Here is a 21,199-nt window from a genome sequence, read left to right as displayed (position 1 = left end):
GCAGGGGAACGCGCGTTCGCAGGCGTGACGAAAAGTTATGAGGCGATCGGATCAGATAGTATCACTGATCGCCTCCCAAGTGCTTTTGAAAAAAGAAGGTTCCTATGAGACGATCGGAGTCATTGCTGCTGCTCTCGATCTAGCCGTCTTTGGCACAGGCAAGCGAGAGAAAGGGCCGACAAGCCAATTGGCGCGGCCTTCAGCCGCGCCAAGAACGCAAGCCCTCCGTTACCCGGCGACGTCAAAGGATTTTGCCCGTTTGATGTCGACGGTCAGTTCGTCGATCTTGTATCCGGTCGGCGCGATGGCGCGGTGCTGAAAGAAGGTGGATGGTTTTTCGTCATTGCCGAAATTAATTGAAAAATCCAACCTTTAGGGCGCGGATGAACTGCTGCAAATCTCTGCTTCAACAAGGAGATTTGGCCAATCATGCAAATATCGGTTTCGAAGATCGCTGCTTATGCGTTGACGCTGTCCCTGGCGGCGTCGGCAGCCCAGGCCGGTGAGACACTCGACCGGGTTCACAAGACCGGTGTCGTGGTCGATGCCCTGGTCAATGACTATCCGCCCTTTGCCTTCATCAACGACAAGAACGAACTGGACGGTTTCGATGTCGACGTGGCGAAGGCGTTCGCCGAAAAGCTCGGCGCCAAGCTGAAGCTGGAATCGCCCGGGTGGGAAACCATTGTCGGCGGCAAGTGGGCCGGTCGCTGGGATGTTGGCATCACATCGACGACGCCCACCGAAGACCGGGCCAAGGTGCTGAACTTTCCGGTGATCTACTACAGCGTTCCGGCCGTGCTTGTGGTCAATTCCCAGGAGCAGACCATCAAGTCCGTGGCGGACATTTCCGGCAAGCGCGTCGGCGTCGGATCGGGCTCGTCATACGAAGCCTACGTCAATCGCAACTTCACCATTCCCGGCCAACCGGCGATCGAGTTTCCCTTCCATGACGTGCAGGTCGTGCCGGGCGACGAGACCGTGAATTTCCAGAATCTGGCCCTCGGACCGGGCGTGCGCCTTGACGCCATCGTCGCTTCTGCCGGCACCGCCAAGGGTCAGATAGACGCAACGGGCAAGCTCAAGGTGCTGGGCGATCCGTTGTTTGCCGAGCCGAACGCCATCGTCACCGACAAGGGCGATCCGGAATGGGACGCGGAGGTCAAACGCGTCATCGTGGAACTGAAGACGGGAGGAAAGCTCGCCGCCATTTCGAACAAATGGTTCGGCGTGGACATCACAAAAAATGTCGATTGAACCCGGCTCGGCGGGTCTCGCTGCAGACCTCGTCGCGGTCACGCGGGGTGTTCAACCGATCACGCAGAAATGGAGTTTCCGGTTCAAGGTCTGGCTGACCTGGGCGACGCTGTTTCTGGTGCTGTGCATTGGGCTCGGCAGCCTCGGTCTCGACTTCGGCCTCATCCGCCAAAAGCTGCCGTTCATGCTCGGCTTGCGCTTGTCTCCAGACGGCTTCGTCCAGGGCGTCGCGCTCACTCTTTTGGTGACGGCCTTGTCCATGATTTTTGCCGTGAGCGCGGGAATACTCACCGCGCTCGGGCGCCTGTCGACCAATCCGGTCGCCTTTGGCGTGGCGACATTCTACGCGTCTTTCTTTCGCGGCACGCCGTTGTTGGTGCAGGTCTTGCTGATCTACCTGGCGCTGCCGCAGTTCGGCATTATTCTGTCGGCGTTTACCTCCGGTATTCTGGCCCTGTCGCTGAACTATGCGGCCTATCTTGCCGAGACGATCCGGGCAGGCATCTCCTCGGTGGATCGTGGACAGCGAGAGGCGGCCCTGGCGCTCGGGCTGTCCCGGCAGGTGATCGCCTGGAAGATCATCGCTCCGCAAGCCATGCGCGTCATCATCCCGCCTGGTGGAGCCCATTTCATTTCGATGCTGAAGGATTCCTCGCTGGTGTCGATCATGGGTCTGTGGGAGCTGAATTTCCTTGCCCAGTCCTATGGCCGCGCAACTTTCCACTACATGGAAATGCTGCTGACCGCGGCCGTGCTTTATTGGGCGCTCTCGATCGGGCTCGAGCTCGTCCAGCATAGGCTTGAAGTGAAATTCGGCCGCGGCTACCGGGCCGCCTAGCTTCTCATTCGCTGACATCCAACGGACCTTGAATCATGACTGATCACCTCAACGACTTCACCATTCTGGACGGCGGCATGGGCCGTCTTCTGGAACGCCTGGGCGCTCCGTTTCGGTTGCCTGAATGGTCGGCGCTGTCGCTGATCGAGGCACCGGATTTCGTGACAAAGGCGCATATGGCATTTGCCGGTAGCGGTGCGGACATCATCACCACCAATTCCTACGGCCTGGTGCCGCATATGATCGGCAGGGAGCGTTTCGAAAAGGAGGGGCGAGCGCTTGCGGATCGCGCGGGTCGTATCGCCCGCGAAGTCGCCGACCGCGTGCCTGGCGACATCAGGGTCGCGGGGTCGCTGCCGCCGCTGTTCGAAAGCTACCGGCCCGGCAATTTCAAGCCCGACGAGGCGCCGCGTATCCTCAAGAGCTTGGTCGCGGGGCTTGCTCCACACATCGATCTTTGGCTCATCGAGACGCAAAGCTCCACCGCCGAGGCATTGACGGCGCTCGCGGTGGTCAAGAACTCGCATTTGCCGATTTTTGTCTCCTACACGCTGAAGGATGAGGACGGTCGAGCCGGCCCGCCGGAGCTCAGATCCGGCGAGCCGGTCGCCGACGCGGTGGCGGCAACGGTTGAGGCCGGAGCATCAGGGATCTTGTTCAATTGTAGTCAGCCGGAGGTCATGGGCGAAGCGGTTGTCGTGGCCCGCAAGGTGATCTCGGCGTCAGGCGATCGTAAGGTGGAGCTCGGCGTCTACGCCAACGCCTTTCTGCCCGAACCACCTTCCGAAACACCCTATGCAGGGATTTCCGAAATCAGGAAGGATCTGGACCCTGAAAACTATCTCAAATGGGTGAAGCTTTGGGTGGAACAGGGGGCAACGATCGTTGGCGGTTGCTGCGGCATAGGCCCCGAACATATCGCGGCGATCAAGGCAAGCCGCGAGCTTGTGTCAGCCGGCCAAGACGTCATCTAGTCGCCCAGTTGCCGGATCGGAAAGGGCAATTTTGAGCGGCCTGAAGGTCAGAACATGGCAGACCGGCACCACAGCAACACTGCGCCCAGACGAGCAGCTATCTCGTACGGCCTTTTAGGCAGTGAGAATCTTGAACTGCTCGGCGATTGACGGGCATGGATTGTAACCAAACCTCGCCTGTCGCTTTCGCACCCCGTTGTGAAAGAATCAGGCCATGCCGGAAACACCGCCCAGACCAGAATCTTTCCGCCCGCTCATCCGCCCGCTCAATCGCCTGGAACTATCGGCAGCGGATTCAGTTGTGTCACGTCGAAGTCTCGTGAGACCGCAGTCGGGAGCTGCAGCGGGGTCTGTGCTGCCGAAGCCGTCAGGCCTAAACGCCGCCAGCCGAGTGCCGGCGCAATAGTCTCGATGAAGTCCGTGATGATCTGCTCATATTCGTGCTGCTTGAATTCATAGGGAAGTTCGAGCCGCAACTCTTCCACCTTGGCCAGGACCGGATCACTGGCCAGTTGCTCCAGTATCTGTTCGGATGTGCCGACGATGTCACGGGCAAAAAGCGTCCGCCGCTCGCCATGCGCCTTCAAGGTGCGCTCGTGGCGTCCGGCCGCATAGTCACCATAGCGTTTCCTGGTGCGTGCGTCGGCGCTGTCGAACGGCACGATCACCCTGCCCAGCGCCACGCGAGCTTGCCTGCCGCCTTGCTGGGCAAAGAAAGTCTCCAACTGGTGCAGCTGCGCTTCAAAGAAATTGTCGGTTCCCTCGCCGGACGTGACATTGCCGATCAGCAGGTTGAGACCGTTGCGACCGGTCCATTCAACCGATCGGAGCGAGCCGCCACCGTACCAGATCCTTTCGAGGAGACCGGGTGCATGCGGCTGAAGGCGAGGGCGCACGCGCCCGCCGGGAAATTCAATGATCGCGCCGGGTTCGCCGATAGGATCGCCGCGCAAATTGTTGACGAAGCGCAAGACGCGCCCATGCGAGAAATCGAAACTCCGCCAGTCGCTGTCGAAGACCAGTGGCCCGAGGATCTCGGCATGCGGCGGGAAGCCGGCGCTCATGCCGACATTCAGCCGGCCCCGCGACAGCACGTCGACCGTCGACAGGTCCTCGGCCAGGCGATAGGGGCTTTCATAGCCGATCGGGATCACGGCTGTCCCCAGTTCGATGCGGCTTGTGCGCTGCGTGGCGGCGGCCAGAAAGGCGGCTGCCGACGAAATGCCCGGCTCGAGATGGCGCTGCCGCACCCAGGCACCGTCGTAACCCAACCGCTCGCCGAGCTCGAACAGCTGGAGCGTCTTCTCAAGCCCGGAATGCGGATCGCTGTGCGGATAGTTGCCGGGCGTGAGAAAGGCGAGCTTGCGGATGCCGTGCGAGATTGTCGTCAAGGCTGCTGCCTCCCTTCCATACCGGCGCCTAGTACTTCTTCAACCCAGGCGGATTGGTCCGTGACTGGGCTATCTGCTCGGCCGAAAGGCTCCATCTTGCGAGTGCCTTCGCGTAAGTCCCGTCCTTGATGGCCTCGTTGAGCGCCGTGGTGATGACCTCGGCGATGCCGCTGCCCTTCTTGGTGGTGACGCCGACATCGGTCGTCAGCGGCCAGCCGGCATTGACGGTTCCGACCGAACGGGTCTCACCGGTCAGCGCTGCCTGATAGACCTGAACCGAGTTCATCGAGAAAATCGTGTCGGCGCGGCCCGAGCGGATTGCCAGGCTCGATGCGGCGGTGTCGTCGAGATAGATGATCTCGACAGGCTTCAGCCCGGCTTCGACATTGCGCCTGTTCCACTCGAGGATGATCTTTTCCTGGATCGCGCCGGCATCGGTGATGACGCGCAACCCGGCAATGTCCTTTGGCTCCTTGATCGAGGTGATCGGGCTGTCGTTCCTCACATAAAAACCGTGCAGGCCCTGCCGGTAGCTCGAAAAATCGTACTGCAGCTTGCGCTCTTCGGTGACGCCGACATTGCTGATGACGGCGTCGTATTTCCCTGACACCAGCCCGAGCGGCCAATCCTCCCAGGCCACCGCGACGAGATTGAGTTTTCGGCCGAGCTTGTCGGCAATCAGCTGGGCGATGTCAGGATCGGCGCCGATGACAGTCGCCGCATCGGTTGCATAAGTGGCAACCGGTGGCGTGCCGCCAGGAGCGATGCCAACCGTGAGGACGCCGTCCTCGACAAATTTGAAACGCGCCGGGATCGACGCGATGAGGGCGGGATCCTTCTCGGTGCGCGGACGGGCGGATTGTTCGGGGCTGAGGTCGAAGGGCTCGGATGCGAGCGACACGAGGGAAGTCGCCAAAAACGCCGAAATGCCGATGACGGCAGGGATCGCTTTGGTTCTCAAGAACATTGAATTTCCAATTTTTCGCTGTGTTGTCCGGGTACGTCGTCGACACGCCGGCATGACTGCGAAGGCGGACGCCGATGGCGTCCGCCTTCGCAGTGTTTCGGCTCAGCTGTTCGGCTTCGGCAGGCCGGGCGGGTTGGTGTGCGACTGGTCGATGGCTTCGGCGGTCAGGCTCCACTTCTTCAGCACCTCACCATATTTGCCGCTGGCGATCAGCTCGTTGATGGCGATCGTGATGGCGTCGGCCAGGCCGCTGCCCTTTCGCGTCGCCACCGCGATCTCGGCGGTCAGCGGCCAGCCGCCGCTGACGATGCCGACCAGCTTGGTCTTGCCGCTGACGGCGGCAGAGTAGGCAAGCGTGGCGTTCGGATTGAATTCGGCATCGGCGCGGCCCGACTGGATGGCGAGCTGACTCGCGGCGGAATCGTCATAGTACTGAACCTCGATCGGCTTCAGCCCGGCCGCGACGTTCTCGCGGTCCCATTCAAGCAGGACTTTTTCCTGGTTGGTGCCGGCACCGGTGATCACCCTCAGGCCAGCGACGTCTTTCGGCTCCTTGATCGAGGTGATCTTGCTGTCGGCCTTCACATAGAAGCCGAGCACGTCCTGCCGGTAAGTCGAGAAGTCGAACTTCTCCTTGCGCTCTTCCGTCACCGTCACGTTGCTGATGACAGCGTCATATTTCCCTGAGGCAAGGCCGAGCGGCCAGTCGGCCCAGGCGACTGGAACGAGGTCGAGCTTGAGCCCCAGCGTCTCGGCGATCAGCACGGTGATATCAGGATCGGTGCCGACCGGGGTTTTGGCGTCGGTCGCATAGGTGCCGACCGGCGGATCCCACGGGTGGGTGGCGACGGTCAGATAGCCTTCCTTGGCGAATTTGAAACTGGGCGAGATCGCCGCCGCCGCCTTGTCGCTCTTTTTGGTGTGGATGCGGCCCGGCTGCTCGGGAGTGAGATCGAACTCCGCTGCCTGGGCGACAGAGGCAAAGGTAATGGCCGATAGGACCGCGCCGAAGGCGAGGGATAGCGGTTTCCTGTACAAAGTCATGGGTCTCTCCTTGCATGATGGTCGTGCGGGGTCGATGCTCCCCGGCGGGGAGCCTGGAAGGCCGGCGGTTCGCACATGGCGCCGGCGTGTTTTTCCTGGAATTCCGCTCGCTAAAGAACCTTGGCGAGGAACTCGCGCGTGCGTTGGTGGGCGGGCGTGGTGAAGACCCTGGCCGGCGTCCCGACCTCTAGGATCTTGCCGCCTTCCATGAAGACGATGGTGTCGGCGACTTCGCGGGCAAAGCCGATCTCATGGGTGACGATCACCATCGTCGTGCCGGAAGTCGCCAGCTCCTTGATGACATCGAGCACCTCACCGACGAGCTCGGGATCGAGCGCCGATGTCGGTTCGTCGAACAGCAGCACCTTCGGCTTCAGCGCCAGCGCCCTGGCGATCGCGACACGCTGCTGCTGGCCTCCTGAGAGATGGCGCGGATAGGCATCGGCCTTCTCCGGCAGGCCGATGCGCGCGAGCAGATCCCTTGCCAGCTCAATCGCCTCGGCGCGCGCAACGCCCTGCACCGAGACAGGCGCTTCGATGATGTTTTCGATCACCGTCAGATGCGGGAAGAGATTGAAGTTCTGGAACACCATGCCGATGGCGGCGCGGCGGCGGCGGATGGCCGCTTCTTTGAGTTCATAGAGCGTATGGCCTTCGCGGTGATAGCCGACCAGCTCGTCGTCGATGGTCACGAATCCGGTGTCTGTGCGCTCGAGATGGTTGATGGTGCGCAACAGCGTCGATTTGCCGGCACCGGACGGGCCGATGATCGCCGTCACCGATCCCGGAGCGAGATCGAGATCGACGCCATCGAGGACGGTCAGCGCGCCGAAGCTCTTGGAGACGTCACAGATTTCGATGCGCCCGACACCGCGCCGCGCTAGTTTTTCACTTGGGGTAACCAGCGGCTTGCGAACCGCAGTCGCTGGCGCCGGGACGAAGGGCGCAGGCTTGGCCGCTGGTGCGGCGCCGCGGCCGGACAGGAAGGTGACCAGGTTGGGCAGGAGCGGGCCGGACGGCGTGCGCACGGCGCCGCGCGAAAAGCGTCGCTCGATGCCGAGTTGGATGATCGACAGCACGGTCATGATGATCAGGTACCAGATGGTCGCCACCATCAAGAGCGGGATCACTTCCAGATTGCGCTTGTAGATGACCTGGACGGTGTAGAAGAGCTCGGGCAGAGCGAGTACGTAGACCATCGAGGTCGACTTGGCCAAGCCGATCATCTCGTTGAAGCCGCTGGGCAGGATGGCGCGCATGGCCTGCGGCAACACGATGCTCAGCGCCTGCCGGCGTCGCGAAAGGCCGAGTGCCGCCGCCGCTTCATGCTGGCCCTGGTCGACGGAGAGAATGCCGCCGCGGATGATCTCGGCCGAGAAGGCGGCCTGGTTGAGGCTCAAGCCGACCACCGCCACCCAGAACGGGGTGAACATCTCGACGGTGTTGTACTGCGCAAACAAAAGGCCGGTGAACGGCACGCCGACATCGATGGTCGGATAGAGATAGCCGAGATTGTTGAGGACGAGCAGGAGCACGATCAGTGGGATGGAGCGTAAGAGCCAGATATAGGCCCACGAGACGCCCGACAGCAGCGGCGAGGCGGAGACGCGGGCGAAAGCGAGCAGCGTCCCCAGGAAAAAGCCGAGCGCGGAGGCGAGCACCGTCAGGAGCAGCGTTCGGCCAAGGCCGACCAGCACGGGTTCGGAGAGGAAGAACCGGGCAAAGACATCCCAACCCCATCTCGGATTGGTCAGGATCGATTGCAACGTGAAGAAAATGACCACGGCGGCGACAACGGTGCCGATCACGCGCCAGGGATGTCTGGCCGGTACCACTCTGTACCCCTGACGGTCCGCGGTGAACGGTCTATTCCGAGCGGATGCTACTTCGCCTATGTCGGCCGTCACTGTCATGGGTCGCCGTCGCTCCAATGGAGTAGTATTTCGAGGAAGTACTTTGTCTTTATAAGTAAACCTGGATTACCCTAGCGACCACAAGATAAATTACGCGGCATTCGTTTTTATATTTTTAGAGTTCGGTAGTTTAATCATCTATCTTATTCGAATTTCGTGGGTGCGTTGCCGCGCCTGATCGCTGGATCAGCTTGCCTTGCGTTCAAGCGCGTTCGGCCCGAATTCCTGGGTCAGGGCGCTGATGTCCTTTTCGAAGGGCAGCGTGCCGTGGATTTCCGGGTCGACGGCGGTGTCGAACAGGGCTGTGTAGCCATCGTTGAGATATAGGCCGGCGGCCTCTGGCTGGCGGAAACCCGTGGTCAAATAGAGCCTGGTGTAACCCTGGCGCGCCGCCTGCAGTTCGAGTTCGGCCAGCACCTTGCGTGCCAGTCCCTGACGGCGCAGGTCGATATGCGTCCAGACGCGCTTGAGCTCGGCGGTGCGTTCGTCATAGCGCTTGAAGGCGCCGCCGGCGATCGCCGCGCCGTCGCGCAGCAACAGCAGGAAATTCCCGTTTGGCGGCGCGAAGAGCTCGGCGGGGTAGCGACGCATCTCCTCGCCGGGTTCGCCAAAGTGATCGCCGTATCGGGTCGTGTATTCCCAGGTCAGCGCTTCGATGAGCGGTGCGGCGCGCGGATCGATCGGGGTCGTGTAGAGAAAGCTGTCTGTCATGGCGTAGGCCCTGTTGCCGGCTCGCTTGTCCGCGGAGCCTCGTTCGCGGCGAGATAGTCCTGGACCAGCGTCACCCAGTAGCGCGCAGCGTCAGGCAGGATGTCGTCGTTGAAGTCGTAGTTGGGACTGTGCAGGTCGGCGCTGTCGCCATTGCCGACGAAGAGGTAGCTGCCCGGTCGCGCCTCGAGCATGAAGGCGAAATCCTCGCTGGCGGTGATCAGCGGGAAATTGGTCTCGATCCGTTCAGTGCCGAACTGCCGAAGCGCCACCTGGCGGGCGAATTCGGTTTCTTGCGGGTGATTGACGAGGGTGGGATAGCCGCGCGGATAGTTGACCTCGGCGGTGGCGCCATAGCTTTGCGCCTGTGCTTGGGCGAGCGCGATGATGCGCGTGCGGATCTGCTCGCGCACCGTCTTGCTGAACGTCCGGATGGTGACTTTGAGCTCGACGCTGTCGGGGATCACGTTGGCGGCGATGCCGCCATTGAATGTGCCAACGGTGACCACCGCCGTCTCCAACGGGTCGACATTGCGCGACACGATGGTCTGCAGCGCCATCACCAGCGATGCGGCGGCGACGATCGGATCGACGGCATGGCTGGGCCGTGCGCCATGGCCGCCCTTGCCGACGATGCGGATGATGGCGAGGTCGACGGAAGCCATCGCAGGACCACTGAGGAAGGCGAACTGGCCGGCCGGCACGCCCGGCCAATTGTGCAGGCCGAAGACGGCGTCGACCGGGAAGCGTTCGAACAGCCCGTCGGCAATCATCGCCTTGGCGCCGGCGCCACCTTCCTCGGCGGGCTGGAAGATCAGACGCAGCGTGCCCGAAAACTCCCGCGTCTCGGCAAGATGGCGGGCGGCTGCCAGCAGGATCGCGGTGTGTCCATCATGCCCACAGGCATGCATTACCCCTGGATTGGTGCTGGCATAGGGCAGGCCAGTCGCCTCGACGATCGGCAAGGCGTCCATGTCAGCGCGGATGCCGATGCTTTTCTCGCCGAGCCCGTTGCGCAGCGTGCCGACCACGCCTGTGCCGCCGATGGCCTCAGTGACCTCGTAGCCCCAGGATCGCAGACGTTCGGCAACCAGCGCGCTGGTTTTCTTCTCCTTGTAGGCCAGCTCCGGCTCGCTGTGCAGCTTGCGGCGCAGGGCGACGAACTCGTCGGCGTGGTCGAGGATCGCCGCTTCGGTCGTGATCGACCGCGGAGGAGCCTGAAAGGTCATCAGGCGGCTTCCTCGGTGGCCGCGGGAGAGGCAGCCTGCGCGTAGCGGCTCTCCTTGAACGGCAGTCCGAGATGATCGCGCAACGTCGTGCCGATCTGGCTGCGGGCGTGGCGACCGCGCTTTTCCAGAATGGGCAGCACATGCGCTTCGAAATCGTTGAGCCCGGAGGGGATGACCTGGAAGCCCAGCACGAAACCGTCGGCCGCTCCGCCATCGACCCAGCGGACCAGCTGGTCGGCGATCTTTTCGGGCGTACCGATGAATTCGTTGCGCGACGTCGCCGCGTCCAGCGCGACTTCCCGCAGCGTGAGGTTTTTCTCCCTGGCGACACGCTTGATACGGTCGGTGGCGGAGCGGAAATTGTTCTTGCCGATGTCGCCCAACTCGGGGAACGGATCGTCGACCGGGTAGGCAGTGAAATCATGATGGTCGAAGAAACGGCCGAGATAGAGCAGCGCCTCGTGAACGCTGACGAGGTCGCGTATCTCGCGATATTTGCGCTCGGCCTCCTCTTCCGTCGAGCCGACGATCGGCGCTATGCCGGGGAAGATTTTTATGTGGTCGGCCGAGCGGCCATGCGCGACCGCGCTGTCCTTGAGCCGTCGCGATAGCTCGCGGTTCTCTTCGAAGGCGGCGGCGTTGGCAAAGACGGCGTCGGCGTGCTGGCCGCCGAGCGAGATGCCGTCATCGGAGCCGCCGGCCTGGAACAGCACGGGCTGTCCTTGCGGCGAGCGGCCAAGATTGAGCGGCCCTTCGGCAGAATGGAAGCGGCCCTTGAAGTTCAGCCGGTGCATCCTGGAGAAATCGGCGTAGCGGCCGGCCTGCCGGTCGCGCACGAACGCGTCGTCGTCCCAGGAATCCCACAGGCCCTTGACGATCTCGATGTGCTCGGCGGCGATCTCGTAGCGCAGCGCGTGTTCGGGATGCTTGTCGCGGCCGTAGTTTTTCGCCGAGCCTTCGAGTGGCGAGGTGACCGCATTCCAGCCGGCGCGTCCGCCGCTGACCACGTCGATCGATCCGAACTGCCGCGCGACGGTGAACGGATCGCTGTAGGAGGTGGACAGCGTGCCGACGAGGCCGATGCTCTTTGTCGCCACCGCCAGCGCCGACAAAAGCACGATGGGCTCGAAGCGGTTAAGGAAATGCGGGATCGACTGCTCGTTGATGTAGAGCCCGTCGGCGACGAAGGCGAAGGCAATGCCAGCCGCTTCTGCCTGCTGCGCGATGCGCACGTAGTAGTCGAAATTGGTGCTGGCATCAGCAGGAACGCTCGGATGCTTCCAGGCATTCATGTGCCCGCCCGGGCCTTGCAGCATGATGCCGAAGGGAATTCGCTGATTGCTCATGACGGCAAAGCTCCTTGATCCGTTTGTTTCAGGCCGCGGCCGCCGGCCGCTCGCGCGCCAGCATCTCGGCGGTGGCAAGCCGCCACAGGCCGCCGACGGCCGGCTCGACGATGAATTCACTGGTGCCGGAGCGCGCATGCAGGCGGTCGAGTTCGGAGCGGACCTGGTCCGGCGTTCCGGCGATCACGCTCGGCTGCTTGGGCTCGATGCGGTATTCGGCCGAGCCCAGTTGGCGCGCATAGTCCTTTGCTTGTTCCTCGCTGCCAACGGTGACGCTCTGGGCGCCGGGGACATGCACCTTGAACAGCTTGATCTTGTCGGCCTGCGCCTCGGCCTCGCCGGCATATTCGGAGACAATGACCGAGACAGCTATGATCGGCGCGCGGCCGGTCTGCGCCCGATAGGCCGCAACGGTGTCATCGAGCAGGGTGTCGTCGCCATTGAGATGGCGGGCGAACACGAACTCCCATTGATGCGCAGCAGCGAGCAGCGCGCTTTCAACGCTGGCGCCGAGCAGGAAGCGCTGCGGGGCGACCGGCGGACGCGGCGTGGCGCTCAGCCCTTCGACCGGGCCAGCGCCGTCGAGATAGGCGCCAAGCTCGGCGATCTGCTCGCCGAAATCCCGGCTGTGCGACGGGTCACTTCTGCCTTGCAGGGCGCGTGTCGACAACGGCAGCCCACCGGGCGCCTTGCCGATGCCGAGATCGACGCGGCCCGGCGCCAGCGCCCCCAGCAGATGAAAATTCTCGGCGACCTTGTAGGGGCTGTAGTGCTGGAGCATGACACCGCCGGAGCCGATGCGGATCCGGCTGGTGTGGGCGAGCAGGTACGCAATCAGCACTTCCGGCGAGGAACTCGCGAGGTCCGGCACATTGTGGTGCTCGGCCACCCAGAACCTGCGGTAGCCGAGCCGTTCGGCAAGCTGTGCAAGCGCTACAGTTCGTTTCAGCGCATCTGTTGCGCTTTCTCCACGGGCGAGCGGGCTCTTGTCGAGGAGGCTGAGCGCGTAGGCCATGGGATCTCCACCTTCGGCGGCCGCGTGGGCCATGAACTTCCTGGGTGCAGATCGTAATGCATATAGTCTATAGACTTTATAGACTATATGCCGAGTTTCAGCCGTTGAGGGAAAAACCCTTTCTCATCGGGCACCGGCTTTGGAATGTCCGGCCTGTGAGCGGGTTTCGCATCATGGCTCCGGATCATGGGTGGGGCGGCGGGATGAGGTCGCGTCCGACCAGGGCATCAATGATCCGCTCGGCCCCTGAAATGAACTGGCGGCCATTGGCTTCGCCGGATGCGTGAGGGGAGGTCTCGCCCGACGGCAGCACCAGGACGGGGAGCCCTTGATTGGCTTCGCCGATGAGTTCCACCACATCGGTGCGCGGCCGGGGGAAGGCGATCCGTCTGATGTCGATTGCATCGACAAGCCTGGGAAACGAGGTCAACACGCCTTCCACCAGGGCGGAGTGGCGGCAGAAGAATCGCTGCCCCGGAAATTTGGCGTCTTCGAAATCCGGGGAGAGCAGGAACAGGGCGGGTTTTTCTGAATTGGCGGATGGCAACGGCATTTCCACTTCGAGGAGGTTTCGGACGCCGAAGCTTACTTGCATCGGCGGACCCAGCCGAAGGCAGGCATTTCAAAGCGCGTGCCTTGTGAAGCAATAATTGTCTCTTGAACGGCTTTTGCTCCGAACCCAGTTGCTGCCGAGGTCGATGGGGTCGACCAGTGGATGTTCCCGGATGTGGGTGGTTCGTGCGGCTATGACCTCGGTATCTGGAAGCTGATTTCGCAGACAGACAGCAATCCGATCAACGGGGAAGTATTCGTCGATATCGATCTCGTCTTGGAGGTTTGCTGCAGTGGGGCAGTTGAGGCTGTGCCTAGCTTCGAGCGATCGACCAAGGCTTGAGGGTCCGTCCGCACCGGGAGTTGCAATTCGTCAGGAGAGGTGCGCCAGCCAGGTGCGGACGCCCGCCGCCGTCCTGAAGTCGTCAAGGCTCCGGGCGGGTATGTGGGGGTAGGCGCTCCTAGCCATTTCGCTGAGCGCCCGGCCCGGCCCGAGTTCAAGAAATGTGGTTGCTCCGGCTTCCACGCAAGCCTGCAGGCATGCTGCCCATTGGACGGTGCGGGAAATCTGCAGAGCCAACTTGTCCATGCCGACCGCGACGTCAACGACAGAAGAGCCATCGATCCCGCTGAGCAGGCGCACTCCGATTTCGGGCGCAGAGCTGACAAGAGCGTGTCCCAACGCTTTGCGGAATCCGGCCGAGGCGGCCGCCAAGCGTGGCGTGTGAGAGGCTATGTTCACCGCAACGCGAACAACGCGGGCAGCGCCCATCGCTTTTGCTTCATCTGCCAGGGAATCCAACGCGTTGCCGGCGCCGCCGAGGACATAGGCGTCGCCCGGATTGACGATAGCAACCGCCATGTCGTGTTGCCTGCACAAGCGATCAACAGCACTGCGAGACAAGCCGCGGACAAACAGCAAGCCATCCCCAGGCATGCTGGCCGCATCCATTAGGTCCGCGCGTTGCGCCGCAAGGTCGAGGGTGACCAGAGCATCCAGCAAGCCCGCGACACCCCAGGCGGCCACTTCGCCAACGCTGTAGCCTGCGATGACGAGCCTGCGCGGCCACACATCGCGCAGGATTGACGCTGCGGCCAGTGACTGAAGAGTGCACAGTATCTGCCCGACGCGGTTGCGGTGCAGGCCGTCGTCTGTATCGGTCTGGACCATCGTGCGCGGGTCACTTCCGCCACACAGTGCCGCAGCGTGAGCGAAAAGGTTTGCTGCTCCCGGTGCATTCCCGGTTAAAGCGAACATTTCCCGATGCTGCGGACCTTGGCCGGAGCATAAAACAGCCAAGGTCATTCAGGGTGCCTCACCAGATAGAGAACGAAGCAAGCGAGGGCGCGAATAAGGAATTGCGCTCCAGTCATCTCGCATACGCGATGAAGCGGCCTTCGGCTCGCAAGCCTGGGCGAAGAGGCTCATGGCGAGAAGATCCGCCGACCCGCCCGGACTTAGTCGACGTGTGACGAAAGACTGATGTACGACATTGGCCCGCTGGCGCCAGTCGGGCGTCCCCACGCCGCCGTCATCAAGAAATCCGCGGGCAGCGTGCTGGGCATAAGAGAGGCCGGACAGGCCACCGCGGTGCAGCAGATTGGTGTCCTGCAAAATGGCAATCAGCGCAAAACAGGCTTGTACGCGCGCCGCTTCCGCATCGCCAGGCGCGAGCAGGGCGCCGCGCTGAAGCGCTGGCAAGCCGACCCTGTAGATACTCGGGAACCCTTGCGCCGCCTCCGATCGGGCGCCGCCGGCTCCATAGCGCCTGAACGCCCCGCCGCCATGACTGTCATGCAACGCTGGCCCGTCCAAAATGTCGCGGCCCCACAGCTTTGCGACGGCCACCCCCAGTGGCGTTGCGCAATCGATTCGCCCGCTCGCCGCAGCGCCGGCAGCGGCGCAGAGCAAACCCAGTCCGAAGATAGCGCCTCGGTGCGTGTTTATGCCTGCCGTGGCGGCGAACATGGCAGCTTCGGCTTCAAGACCGATGATCCTGAGACGTGGCATGCCCCAGCCTTGGGAGCCCGCTTGCGCCAGAGCGTGGAAGTAGGGTTGGATTGCGGTGGCGCTGCGGCGGAACGTAGCGGCGTCCATGTCCCAATGGCTGCCGGCGTCGAGATGACTGACAAGGCCGGGCTTGGGCCAGGTTTCCAATTCGTCGAGCAGGCAGCGGGTGGCAATGGCGGCGATGGCTTCCGCATCATGGACGCCCCCCGGTCTGACAGCGGTCAGGCAGTTTTGACGCATGCTCGCAGACGCATTGATCGTCATCGCAAACTCCCACCCTTGATGAAGTGGTTCGCGTCCAACAAGACGACTTCTCGGATGGTCTTGACCAGCACCTCGCGCGCGCCTGTGTGCAATTCGCGCCAATTCACGCCCGCGCCATCCTCGCGCACCAATTCGCCGTCGAGGTGCATAGGTGCCGCGGCTTCGACAATGGCGATGTGGGCAGTCAACTGCGCGAGATCGCTTTGTCCAGAAAAAGGCAGGAGCAGGTCGAGATCGGATCCCGCAGTCAGATAATCCAATTCAGTGAGCATTTGCCAAGACAGACTGCCGAAAATCCGAGCCACCATGCCTTGCCGGAAAGCCAGGCTCGCGACGTTCTTGAGTGTCTGCCGCCATGGTTCAGGTGCGGCGCCAATGGCGGCGCCCAGCTCAAGCGGGGGTGCCGTTGAAACGATATCCTCGGGTTGCATGAGAACGGATACCCGCCGTTTGCCGGCAAATGGCGGCAAGGGCAAACCCAGCGCCACTCCCTCCTCTTCGCCGGGCATCGCGCGACGCGCGACAAGCGGCCAGCCGCGATCCACCCATCCTGGCAGCAGCGGTTCTTGCGCCAGATCGTCACGCCTATGCATCAGGGAGCGCCACGCCACCGGTGACACGAATACAAGATCGTGGCGGCGCACCTTCAGATCAATGTGACCGGAGTGCGAGGTCATGCACGCGCTCCGCGATGTCGGCCGCCTTGGGGCGTCCGTTTCTCATTTTTCCGAGATGGTCACGTTGATCGCCGTTGTTGTTTTGCATGTGACCGAGCAAGGCCTGCAACTGGTCGGCCAGCGATGTCTTGTCGTCCCACGTCGCATGTACCGCGCCCGTCTGAGCCAGGTTTTCCAACCCTGGAGCGAAAACCGGCGTGGATTTGGCCTTTTCCTTGAGAACGTCGAGCGAGAGTTTGGTCACCTTCGACATGGAGGGCAAATCCATCACCTCGGGCTCCGCGCCGGGCAGCGCCACGAGGGTCCGGGTTGCCAGTGCGCTCGCGATGAATGCGCCGGCTGCGGTGTGACCGTAAAGCAGGCCGATGGTGTGGCGGCCCCGCATGTCAGCATAGATCAGACATTTCGCGAGGTGGGCCAAGAATTCGTTCAACCCCAGAAGCTCGTCACGCTTGCTCATCCGTTGGCTGTCACTGTCCACCAGGACCAGAATGGGTCCTTCGCCGTCTTCCAGGATGGCATTGAGGACGTAGCGCGACAGCTGGATCGCCTCGTCCACGCCAATTGCCGTTCGATCGGTAATGCCGATCATTGCGACTTGGCCACCGCCCGCTAGCGACCCGGATCCCCACAGCAAACCGCCATCATGCGTGACGGAACAGCCCTGCGGAAACAGCGAGGCGAGAATCTCATTGATCGTCATGTTGCTGCTCCCGATCGCTGTTCATCAGGGCGATAAAGTCCTGGGCATCCATTGCAGGGACAGCTTCAGCCTGGGAAATCCCCATCGCCCTCCAGATATCCATGGCATCGCTGCAAGCGCCGAAGCGTTCCAGGCGCTCCTCCAGGCCAGCCTGCTCGGCCTCCAGCCTGCTCACATCGAAACCCGGCGCTGACGTGATCAGATGGAGTGCGACATTGCGGAAGCTCGCTATCGTGTCATCGACAAAGGCACTGGCACTGCCAAGCAACCGCCGGTGCTTGCCGCCCATCGTGCGCCACACCAGCGCACGATCCCTGGAGTCGAACTCCTCCACCCCACGGTTGGTCTCGATCACCTCGGGTCCAGAGACGCTGATGCGGCCTTGCTCTGATATGGCTAGCGCCGAACAACAGCCGGCAATCAATCCACCACCACCATAGCAACCTGCCCGCCCACCAATCAGACCAACAACCTTCACACCCGCGGCCCGCGCCTCAATCAGCGCGCGCATGATTTCGGCAATGGCCAGTTCGCCGGCATTGGCCTCCTGCAGGCGCACACCGCCTGTGTCGAAGAGAATGAGAACAGGGATCGACTTCATGTCGCGCGCAGCGCGCAGAAGCCCGGTGAACTTGGCTCCGTGAACCTCGCCGAACGCTCCGCCCATGAATCGACCTTCCTGCGCGGCAAGGAACACGGATGCACCTGCAATCTTGCCCCGCCCCACGATGATGCCGTCATCGAACTGCTCGGGAAGATCGAATACCCGCAGGTGCGGGCTGGTCTCGCGCTGTTCAGGTCCGATGAACTCCTCAAAGCTGCCGGCATCGACCAGCAATCGAATCCGCTCTCGCGCGGAAGCTTCATACCAGCTCGTCGTCTCACGGATTGCGACTTGGGATACCTGCCGTAGCGGTAGATTTGGAGTGTTCATCGATCATCTTCCTCGATCAGCCGGACGGCTTGGGCAAGTCGCAGGGCGACGGTATCGGGGCGCGCACCCCCATCGTTGATGGAGAGCTTCAGGCCACCAGGGGAGCGTCGTTCGACAAAATCGGCAACAACCGCCATCCACACCGCTCCGAATCCTTCGGCCGCGGTGTTGACCTCCACCTGGCATTCCGTATCGGGCAACACCCGCTCAACCAGGACCTCCAGATTGCCGGAGGCAACCACGCCAAGCAGGGCAACCGACTTCGAACCGCCAGCCCGCTGCTGCGTCGTAAGACGATAGCTCAAGGTTTCCATCGCGGCTTCCTTTCACCAGTTGCGGAATTGGGAGGGTGGCGCGTAGAGGCCACCGGACCATCGAACCAGATCCTTGATCGACCGCGCTGCCAGCAGGTTCCTGTCCGCATCCAGCGGATCGATGTCGAGATCTTCCGGTCGACGGATAACGCCTCGCTCTCGCAGGCGCTGGACCATCTTCGCATCCCGGCCGCGGCCCACCTCGGTATAGCCCGCTACCCCACGGATCGCCTGCTCACGCTCGTCCTTGTCGCGGCACAGCAGAAGATTGGCGATTCCCTCCTCGGTGACGATGTGGCTCACGTCGTCGCCGTAGACCATCACCGGGGCGAGTTCGAGATCCAGTTTCTCGGCCAGTGTCAGCGCCTCCAGCCGTTCGACGAAGAGCGGTACGTTCTTGTCACCGAAGGTCTCGCCGATCTGAACAACGAGCTTGCGACCGCGTCGCAAATGCGCCGGCGTGTTGGGATCCGCCTCGGCGCCGGCCTTTAGCCAGGGCTCGCTCGGATGTCGGCGCCCGCGCGGATCAGATCCCATGTTTGGCGCGCCCCCGAAACCGGCAATGCGGCTTGCCGTCACCGTGGAGCTGTGTCCTTCAAGGTCGATCTGCAGGGTCGAGCCAATGAACATGTCGCACGCATAAAGCCCCGCCGTCTGGCAGTAGGCGCGGTTCGAGCGAAGCGAGCCGTCGGAGCCGGTAAAGAAAATGTCGGAGCGCGCGCTGATGTACTCCTCCATTCCCACCTCCGACCCGAAACAGTGCACCTGTTCGACCCAGCCGGTTTCGATCGCCGGGATCAGGGTCGGATGAGGGTTGAGCGCCCAATGGGTGCAAATTTTGCTCTTGAGGCCGAGCTTCTCGCCGTAAGTGGGTAGCAGGAGCTCGATTGCGGCGGTGTTGAAACCGATACCGTGATTGAGCCGGCGGACGCCATAAGGGGCATAGAGGCCCTTGATCGCGAGCATCGCCGTGAGGATCTGAGTCTCGGTGATGGCCGCCGGATCGCGGGTGAAAAGTGGTTCGACGTAGAAAGGCTTGCCCACCGGAACGACGAAATGGACCTGGTCGCCTGGAATATCGACACGCGGCACCTTGTCGACAATCTCCTTCACCTGCGCGACGACCAGGCCTCCCTTGAAACTTGTCGCCTCCACGACCGTCGGCGTGTCTTCGGTGTTGGGGCCGGTATAAAGATTGCCCTGGGCATCTGCGCTCACGGCTGCGATCAGCGCGACGTTGGGGGTGAGGTCGATGAAATAGCGGGCAAAGAGCTCCAGATAGGTGTGGACCGCCCCAAGCTCGATCTTTCCGCCAAAAAGCATTCGCGCGATCCGCGCCGACTGGGGCCCCGAGTAAGCGTAGTCCAATCGCTTCGCCACGCCGCGCTCGAACACATCCAGGTGCTCGGGAAGGACCACGCCCGATTGCACCATGTGGAGATCGTAGATCTTCGTGGGATCAGCATGAGCAAGAGCTCCAGCGAGAATGTCGGCCTGCTTCTGATTGTCACCCTCCAGACAGACCCGGTCGCCCGGACGAAGGATTGCTTCCAGGAAATCGGACAGATCCGTGGCCGCAACTGCCTTGCCGCGCGCGTGGCGTGATCCGGCCTCAATGCGGGCTTGCCGGGCTTCTTTCTGCCCTTCCCAGTTTTTCATCTTGATCTCTCCGCGGGATGACAGGTCTCGATTGTATGCGGTATTGACGTAATATCGCAAGTGTGTATACATGGCAAGCAATTCTATGGGCTATAGAAATACAAACTGGGAGGATTTTTGGTATGATGTATTTTTGTTTGCGCAGGAAAACGTGTCTCTGCCATTGCCGATATGGGAGGCAGAAATGACGATTTCCGGCGTTGCGCTTCTTGCGATCTGCACCTTGCTCGGCGGGTATCTGGGCGACCTCCTCGGAGCCGTGCTCGATGTCAAAGCCAATGTTGGCGGCGTTGGCATTGCCATGCTCTTATTGATTGCCGCGCGTCTTTGGCTGGTTCGCCATGGGTACTTCAGCCATGGGCTTAGGCTCGGCGTCGAGTTTTGGGGTTCGATTTACATTCCGATCGTCGTCGCAATGGCCGCCCAGCAGAATGTTGTCGCCGCGGTTAAAGGCGGGCCCCTCGTGCTGCTCGCCGGTGGCGGAGCTGTCGCGATCTGCTTTGCTGCAGTTGCACTCATCAGCCGGCTTGGTGGAACGGCCGAAACGATGGACGAAATCGAAGCGCGCGAAGCGATCGCGCAGGAAGCCGCGCGCGTTGCCGCCGGCGATGTCCGTTAGGTTGGGAGGTCACCATGGACAAGCTCTCGCATATCTTCATCGCCAACGGCCTGCTCGTCGCCTTTGCTGCGGTGGGCCTCATCATGTGGGCCTCGCACGCGGCCTCAAAGCACCTCACATTTGGGCGCATCCACGGCTCGGCAATTGCGATCGTCATCGGCCTTCTGCTAGCCTTTGCTGGCGGGCTCGTCACCGGCGGCGAAAAGGGGCTGGCCGACCTGCCAATGCTGGCGGGCATCGGATTGATGGGAGGCGCAATGCTGCGTGATTTCGCAATTGTTGCGACCGCCTTCGAAGTTGACGTGGTCCAGGCGCGCAAGGCGGGCCTGATCGGTGCCATAGCACTGGGATTGGGGACAATCCTGCCGTTCGCCCTCGGCGTGGTCCTGGCCGCCGCGTTTGGTTACAAGGACGCCGTCTCGCTGACAACGATCGGGGCAGGGGCGGTCACCTATATCGTGGGCCCGGTCACGGGCGCAGCACTCGGCGCCAACTCGACGGTCATAGCCCTTTCGATCGCGACCGGTGTGTTAAAGGCAGTCTTGGTGATGATCGGCACGCCCTTGGTCGCCAGGATGATCGGCCTTGACAATCCCCGCTCTGCGATGGTGTTTGGCGGGCTGATGGGCACCGTCAGCGGCGTTTCAGGTGGGCTTGCCGCAACCGACCGTCGTTTGGTGCCATACGGGGCACTGACGGCCACCTTCCATACGGGCTTGGGTTGTTTGGTCGCCCCTTCCATCCTCTATCTGATCGTCCGAGCAATTGCGGGAGGCTGAGGCAT

At 62.2% G+C, this 21,199-nt stretch carries 21 protein-coding genes; 5 read left to right on the top strand and 16 right to left on the bottom strand.

From position 1 onward, the window contains the following. The first annotated feature begins 429 nt into the window (after nt 1-429). Genes AC1D05_RS24610 through AC1D05_RS24600 form a run of 3 tightly spaced genes read left to right on the top strand, consistent with a single transcriptional unit; the run spans nt 430 to nt 3,069 of the window. On the top strand, nt 430-1,257 hold the full coding sequence (locus AC1D05_RS24610) for a transporter substrate-binding domain-containing protein (RefSeq protein ID WP_142887134.1): 828 nt from the start codon (nt 430-432) through the stop codon (nt 1,255-1,257). Further along, nucleotides 1,247-2,095 carry an amino acid ABC transporter permease gene (locus tag AC1D05_RS24605; protein ID WP_477444321.1) on the top strand — a complete coding sequence of 283 codons (849 nt, stop codon included), beginning with the start codon at nt 1,247-1,249 and terminating at the stop codon, nt 2,093-2,095. The genes AC1D05_RS24610 and AC1D05_RS24605 overlap by 11 nt, the downstream gene beginning before the upstream one ends. A gap of 35 nt (nt 2,096-2,130) precedes the next feature. Next, nucleotides 2,131-3,069 carry a homocysteine S-methyltransferase family protein gene (locus AC1D05_RS24600; protein ID WP_477444320.1) on the top strand — a complete coding sequence of 313 codons (939 nt, stop codon included), beginning with the start codon at nt 2,131-2,133 and terminating at the stop codon, nt 3,067-3,069. 266 nt (nt 3,070-3,335) lie between these two features. Here AC1D05_RS24600 and AC1D05_RS24595 read toward each other — a convergent pair whose 3' ends face one another. The 16 genes from AC1D05_RS24595 to mdcA all read right to left on the bottom strand — a co-directional run bounded on the left by AC1D05_RS24595 (nt 3,336) and on the right by mdcA (nt 19,796). Further along, on the bottom strand, nt 3,336-4,451 hold the full coding sequence (locus AC1D05_RS24595) for an LLM class flavin-dependent oxidoreductase (protein ID WP_477444395.1): 1,116 nt from the start codon (nt 4,449-4,451) through the stop codon (nt 3,336-3,338). A 37-nt stretch (nt 4,452-4,488) separates the two neighbouring features. Further along, nucleotides 4,489-5,427 carry an ABC transporter substrate-binding protein gene (locus AC1D05_RS24590; RefSeq protein ID WP_477444319.1) on the bottom strand — a complete coding sequence of 313 codons (939 nt, stop codon included), beginning with the start codon at nt 5,425-5,427 and terminating at the stop codon, nt 4,489-4,491. A 102-nt stretch (nt 5,428-5,529) separates the two neighbouring features. Beyond that, nucleotides 5,530-6,471: an ABC transporter substrate-binding protein gene (locus AC1D05_RS24585; protein WP_477444318.1), complete on the bottom strand. Its 942-nt coding sequence runs from the start codon at nt 6,469-6,471 to the stop codon at nt 5,530-5,532. Between the two features lie 110 nt (nt 6,472-6,581). Beyond that, complete coding sequence (locus AC1D05_RS24580) at nt 6,582-8,384, bottom strand: amino acid ABC transporter permease/ATP-binding protein (RefSeq protein ID WP_477444317.1); 1,803 nt, start codon at nt 8,382-8,384, stop codon at nt 6,582-6,584. 186 nt (nt 8,385-8,570) lie between these two features. Further along, nucleotides 8,571-9,095: a GNAT family N-acetyltransferase gene (locus tag AC1D05_RS24575; RefSeq protein ID WP_477444316.1), complete on the bottom strand. Its 525-nt coding sequence runs from the start codon at nt 9,093-9,095 to the stop codon at nt 8,571-8,573. Next, nucleotides 9,092-10,321: a M20 aminoacylase family protein gene (locus tag AC1D05_RS24570; RefSeq protein ID WP_477444315.1), complete on the bottom strand. Its 1,230-nt coding sequence runs from the start codon at nt 10,319-10,321 to the stop codon at nt 9,092-9,094. Before AC1D05_RS24570 ends, AC1D05_RS24575 begins: the two co-directional genes overlap by 4 nt. Beyond that, a complete protein-coding gene (locus tag AC1D05_RS24565; RefSeq protein WP_477444314.1) occupies nt 10,321-11,667 on the bottom strand; it encodes an LLM class flavin-dependent oxidoreductase in 1,347 nt (448 codons plus the stop codon). The genes AC1D05_RS24570 and AC1D05_RS24565 overlap by 1 nt, the downstream gene beginning before the upstream one ends. Nucleotides 11,668-11,695: 28 nt before the next feature. Next, nucleotides 11,696-12,682: an MsnO8 family LLM class oxidoreductase gene (locus AC1D05_RS24560; RefSeq protein ID WP_477444313.1), complete on the bottom strand. Its 987-nt coding sequence runs from the start codon at nt 12,680-12,682 to the stop codon at nt 11,696-11,698. 184 nt (nt 12,683-12,866) lie between these two features. Then, the gene (locus AC1D05_RS24555) at nt 12,867-13,277 is read right to left on the bottom strand and encodes a DUF3088 domain-containing protein (protein WP_477444312.1); all 411 of its coding nucleotides are present in this window, start codon (nt 13,275-13,277) and stop codon (nt 12,867-12,869) included. 330 nt (nt 13,278-13,607) lie between these two features. Continuing rightward, complete coding sequence (locus tag AC1D05_RS24550; RefSeq protein ID WP_477444311.1) at nt 13,608-14,540, bottom strand: malonate decarboxylase subunit epsilon; 933 nt, start codon at nt 14,538-14,540, stop codon at nt 13,608-13,610. Beyond that, complete coding sequence (gene mdcB / locus AC1D05_RS24545) at nt 14,541-15,485, bottom strand: triphosphoribosyl-dephospho-CoA synthase MdcB (protein WP_477444394.1); 945 nt, start codon at nt 15,483-15,485, stop codon at nt 14,541-14,543. It lies immediately after the preceding gene. A gap of 20 nt (nt 15,486-15,505) precedes the next feature. Continuing rightward, a complete protein-coding gene (gene mdcG, locus AC1D05_RS24540) occupies nt 15,506-16,186 on the bottom strand; it encodes a malonate decarboxylase holo-[acyl-carrier-protein] synthase (protein ID WP_477444310.1) in 681 nt (226 codons plus the stop codon). Further along, the gene (mdcE, locus tag AC1D05_RS24535; protein WP_477444309.1) at nt 16,161-16,889 is read right to left on the bottom strand and encodes a biotin-independent malonate decarboxylase subunit gamma; all 729 of its coding nucleotides are present in this window, start codon (nt 16,887-16,889) and stop codon (nt 16,161-16,163) included. The genes mdcG and mdcE overlap by 26 nt, the downstream gene beginning before the upstream one ends. Further along, nucleotides 16,876-17,823, bottom strand: coding sequence for a biotin-independent malonate decarboxylase subunit beta (locus AC1D05_RS24530; protein ID WP_477444308.1), 948 nt, complete (start codon nt 17,821-17,823; stop codon nt 16,876-16,878). Before AC1D05_RS24530 ends, mdcE begins: the two co-directional genes overlap by 14 nt. After that, nucleotides 17,820-18,137 (bottom strand): malonate decarboxylase acyl carrier protein, encoded by a 318-nt coding sequence (gene mdcC, locus AC1D05_RS24525; protein ID WP_095774106.1) that lies wholly within the window; start codon nt 18,135-18,137, stop codon nt 17,820-17,822. The genes AC1D05_RS24530 and mdcC overlap by 4 nt, the downstream gene beginning before the upstream one ends. 12 nt (nt 18,138-18,149) lie before the next feature. After that, nucleotides 18,150-19,796, bottom strand: a complete 1,647-nt coding sequence (mdcA, locus tag AC1D05_RS24520; protein WP_095774262.1) for a malonate decarboxylase subunit alpha — start codon at nt 19,794-19,796, stop codon at nt 18,150-18,152. Nucleotides 19,797-19,980: 184 nt separating this feature from the next. Here mdcA and madL point away from each other — a divergent pair, with 184 nt between their 5' ends. Then, nucleotides 19,981-20,415, top strand: coding sequence for a malonate transporter subunit MadL (gene madL / locus AC1D05_RS24515; protein ID WP_477444393.1), 435 nt, complete (start codon nt 19,981-19,983; stop codon nt 20,413-20,415). Between the two features lie 14 nt (nt 20,416-20,429). Continuing rightward, nucleotides 20,430-21,194 (top strand): malonate transporter subunit MadM, encoded by a 765-nt coding sequence (gene madM / locus AC1D05_RS24510; RefSeq protein ID WP_095774108.1) that lies wholly within the window; start codon nt 20,430-20,432, stop codon nt 21,192-21,194. Nucleotides 21,195-21,199: the final 5 nt, after the last annotated feature.

This window comes from Mesorhizobium sp. P2_E9, from assembly GCF_056403815.1.
The sequence above is the reverse complement of the archived record's forward strand: the minus strand, read 5'-3'. Positions and strand labels throughout refer to the sequence as shown.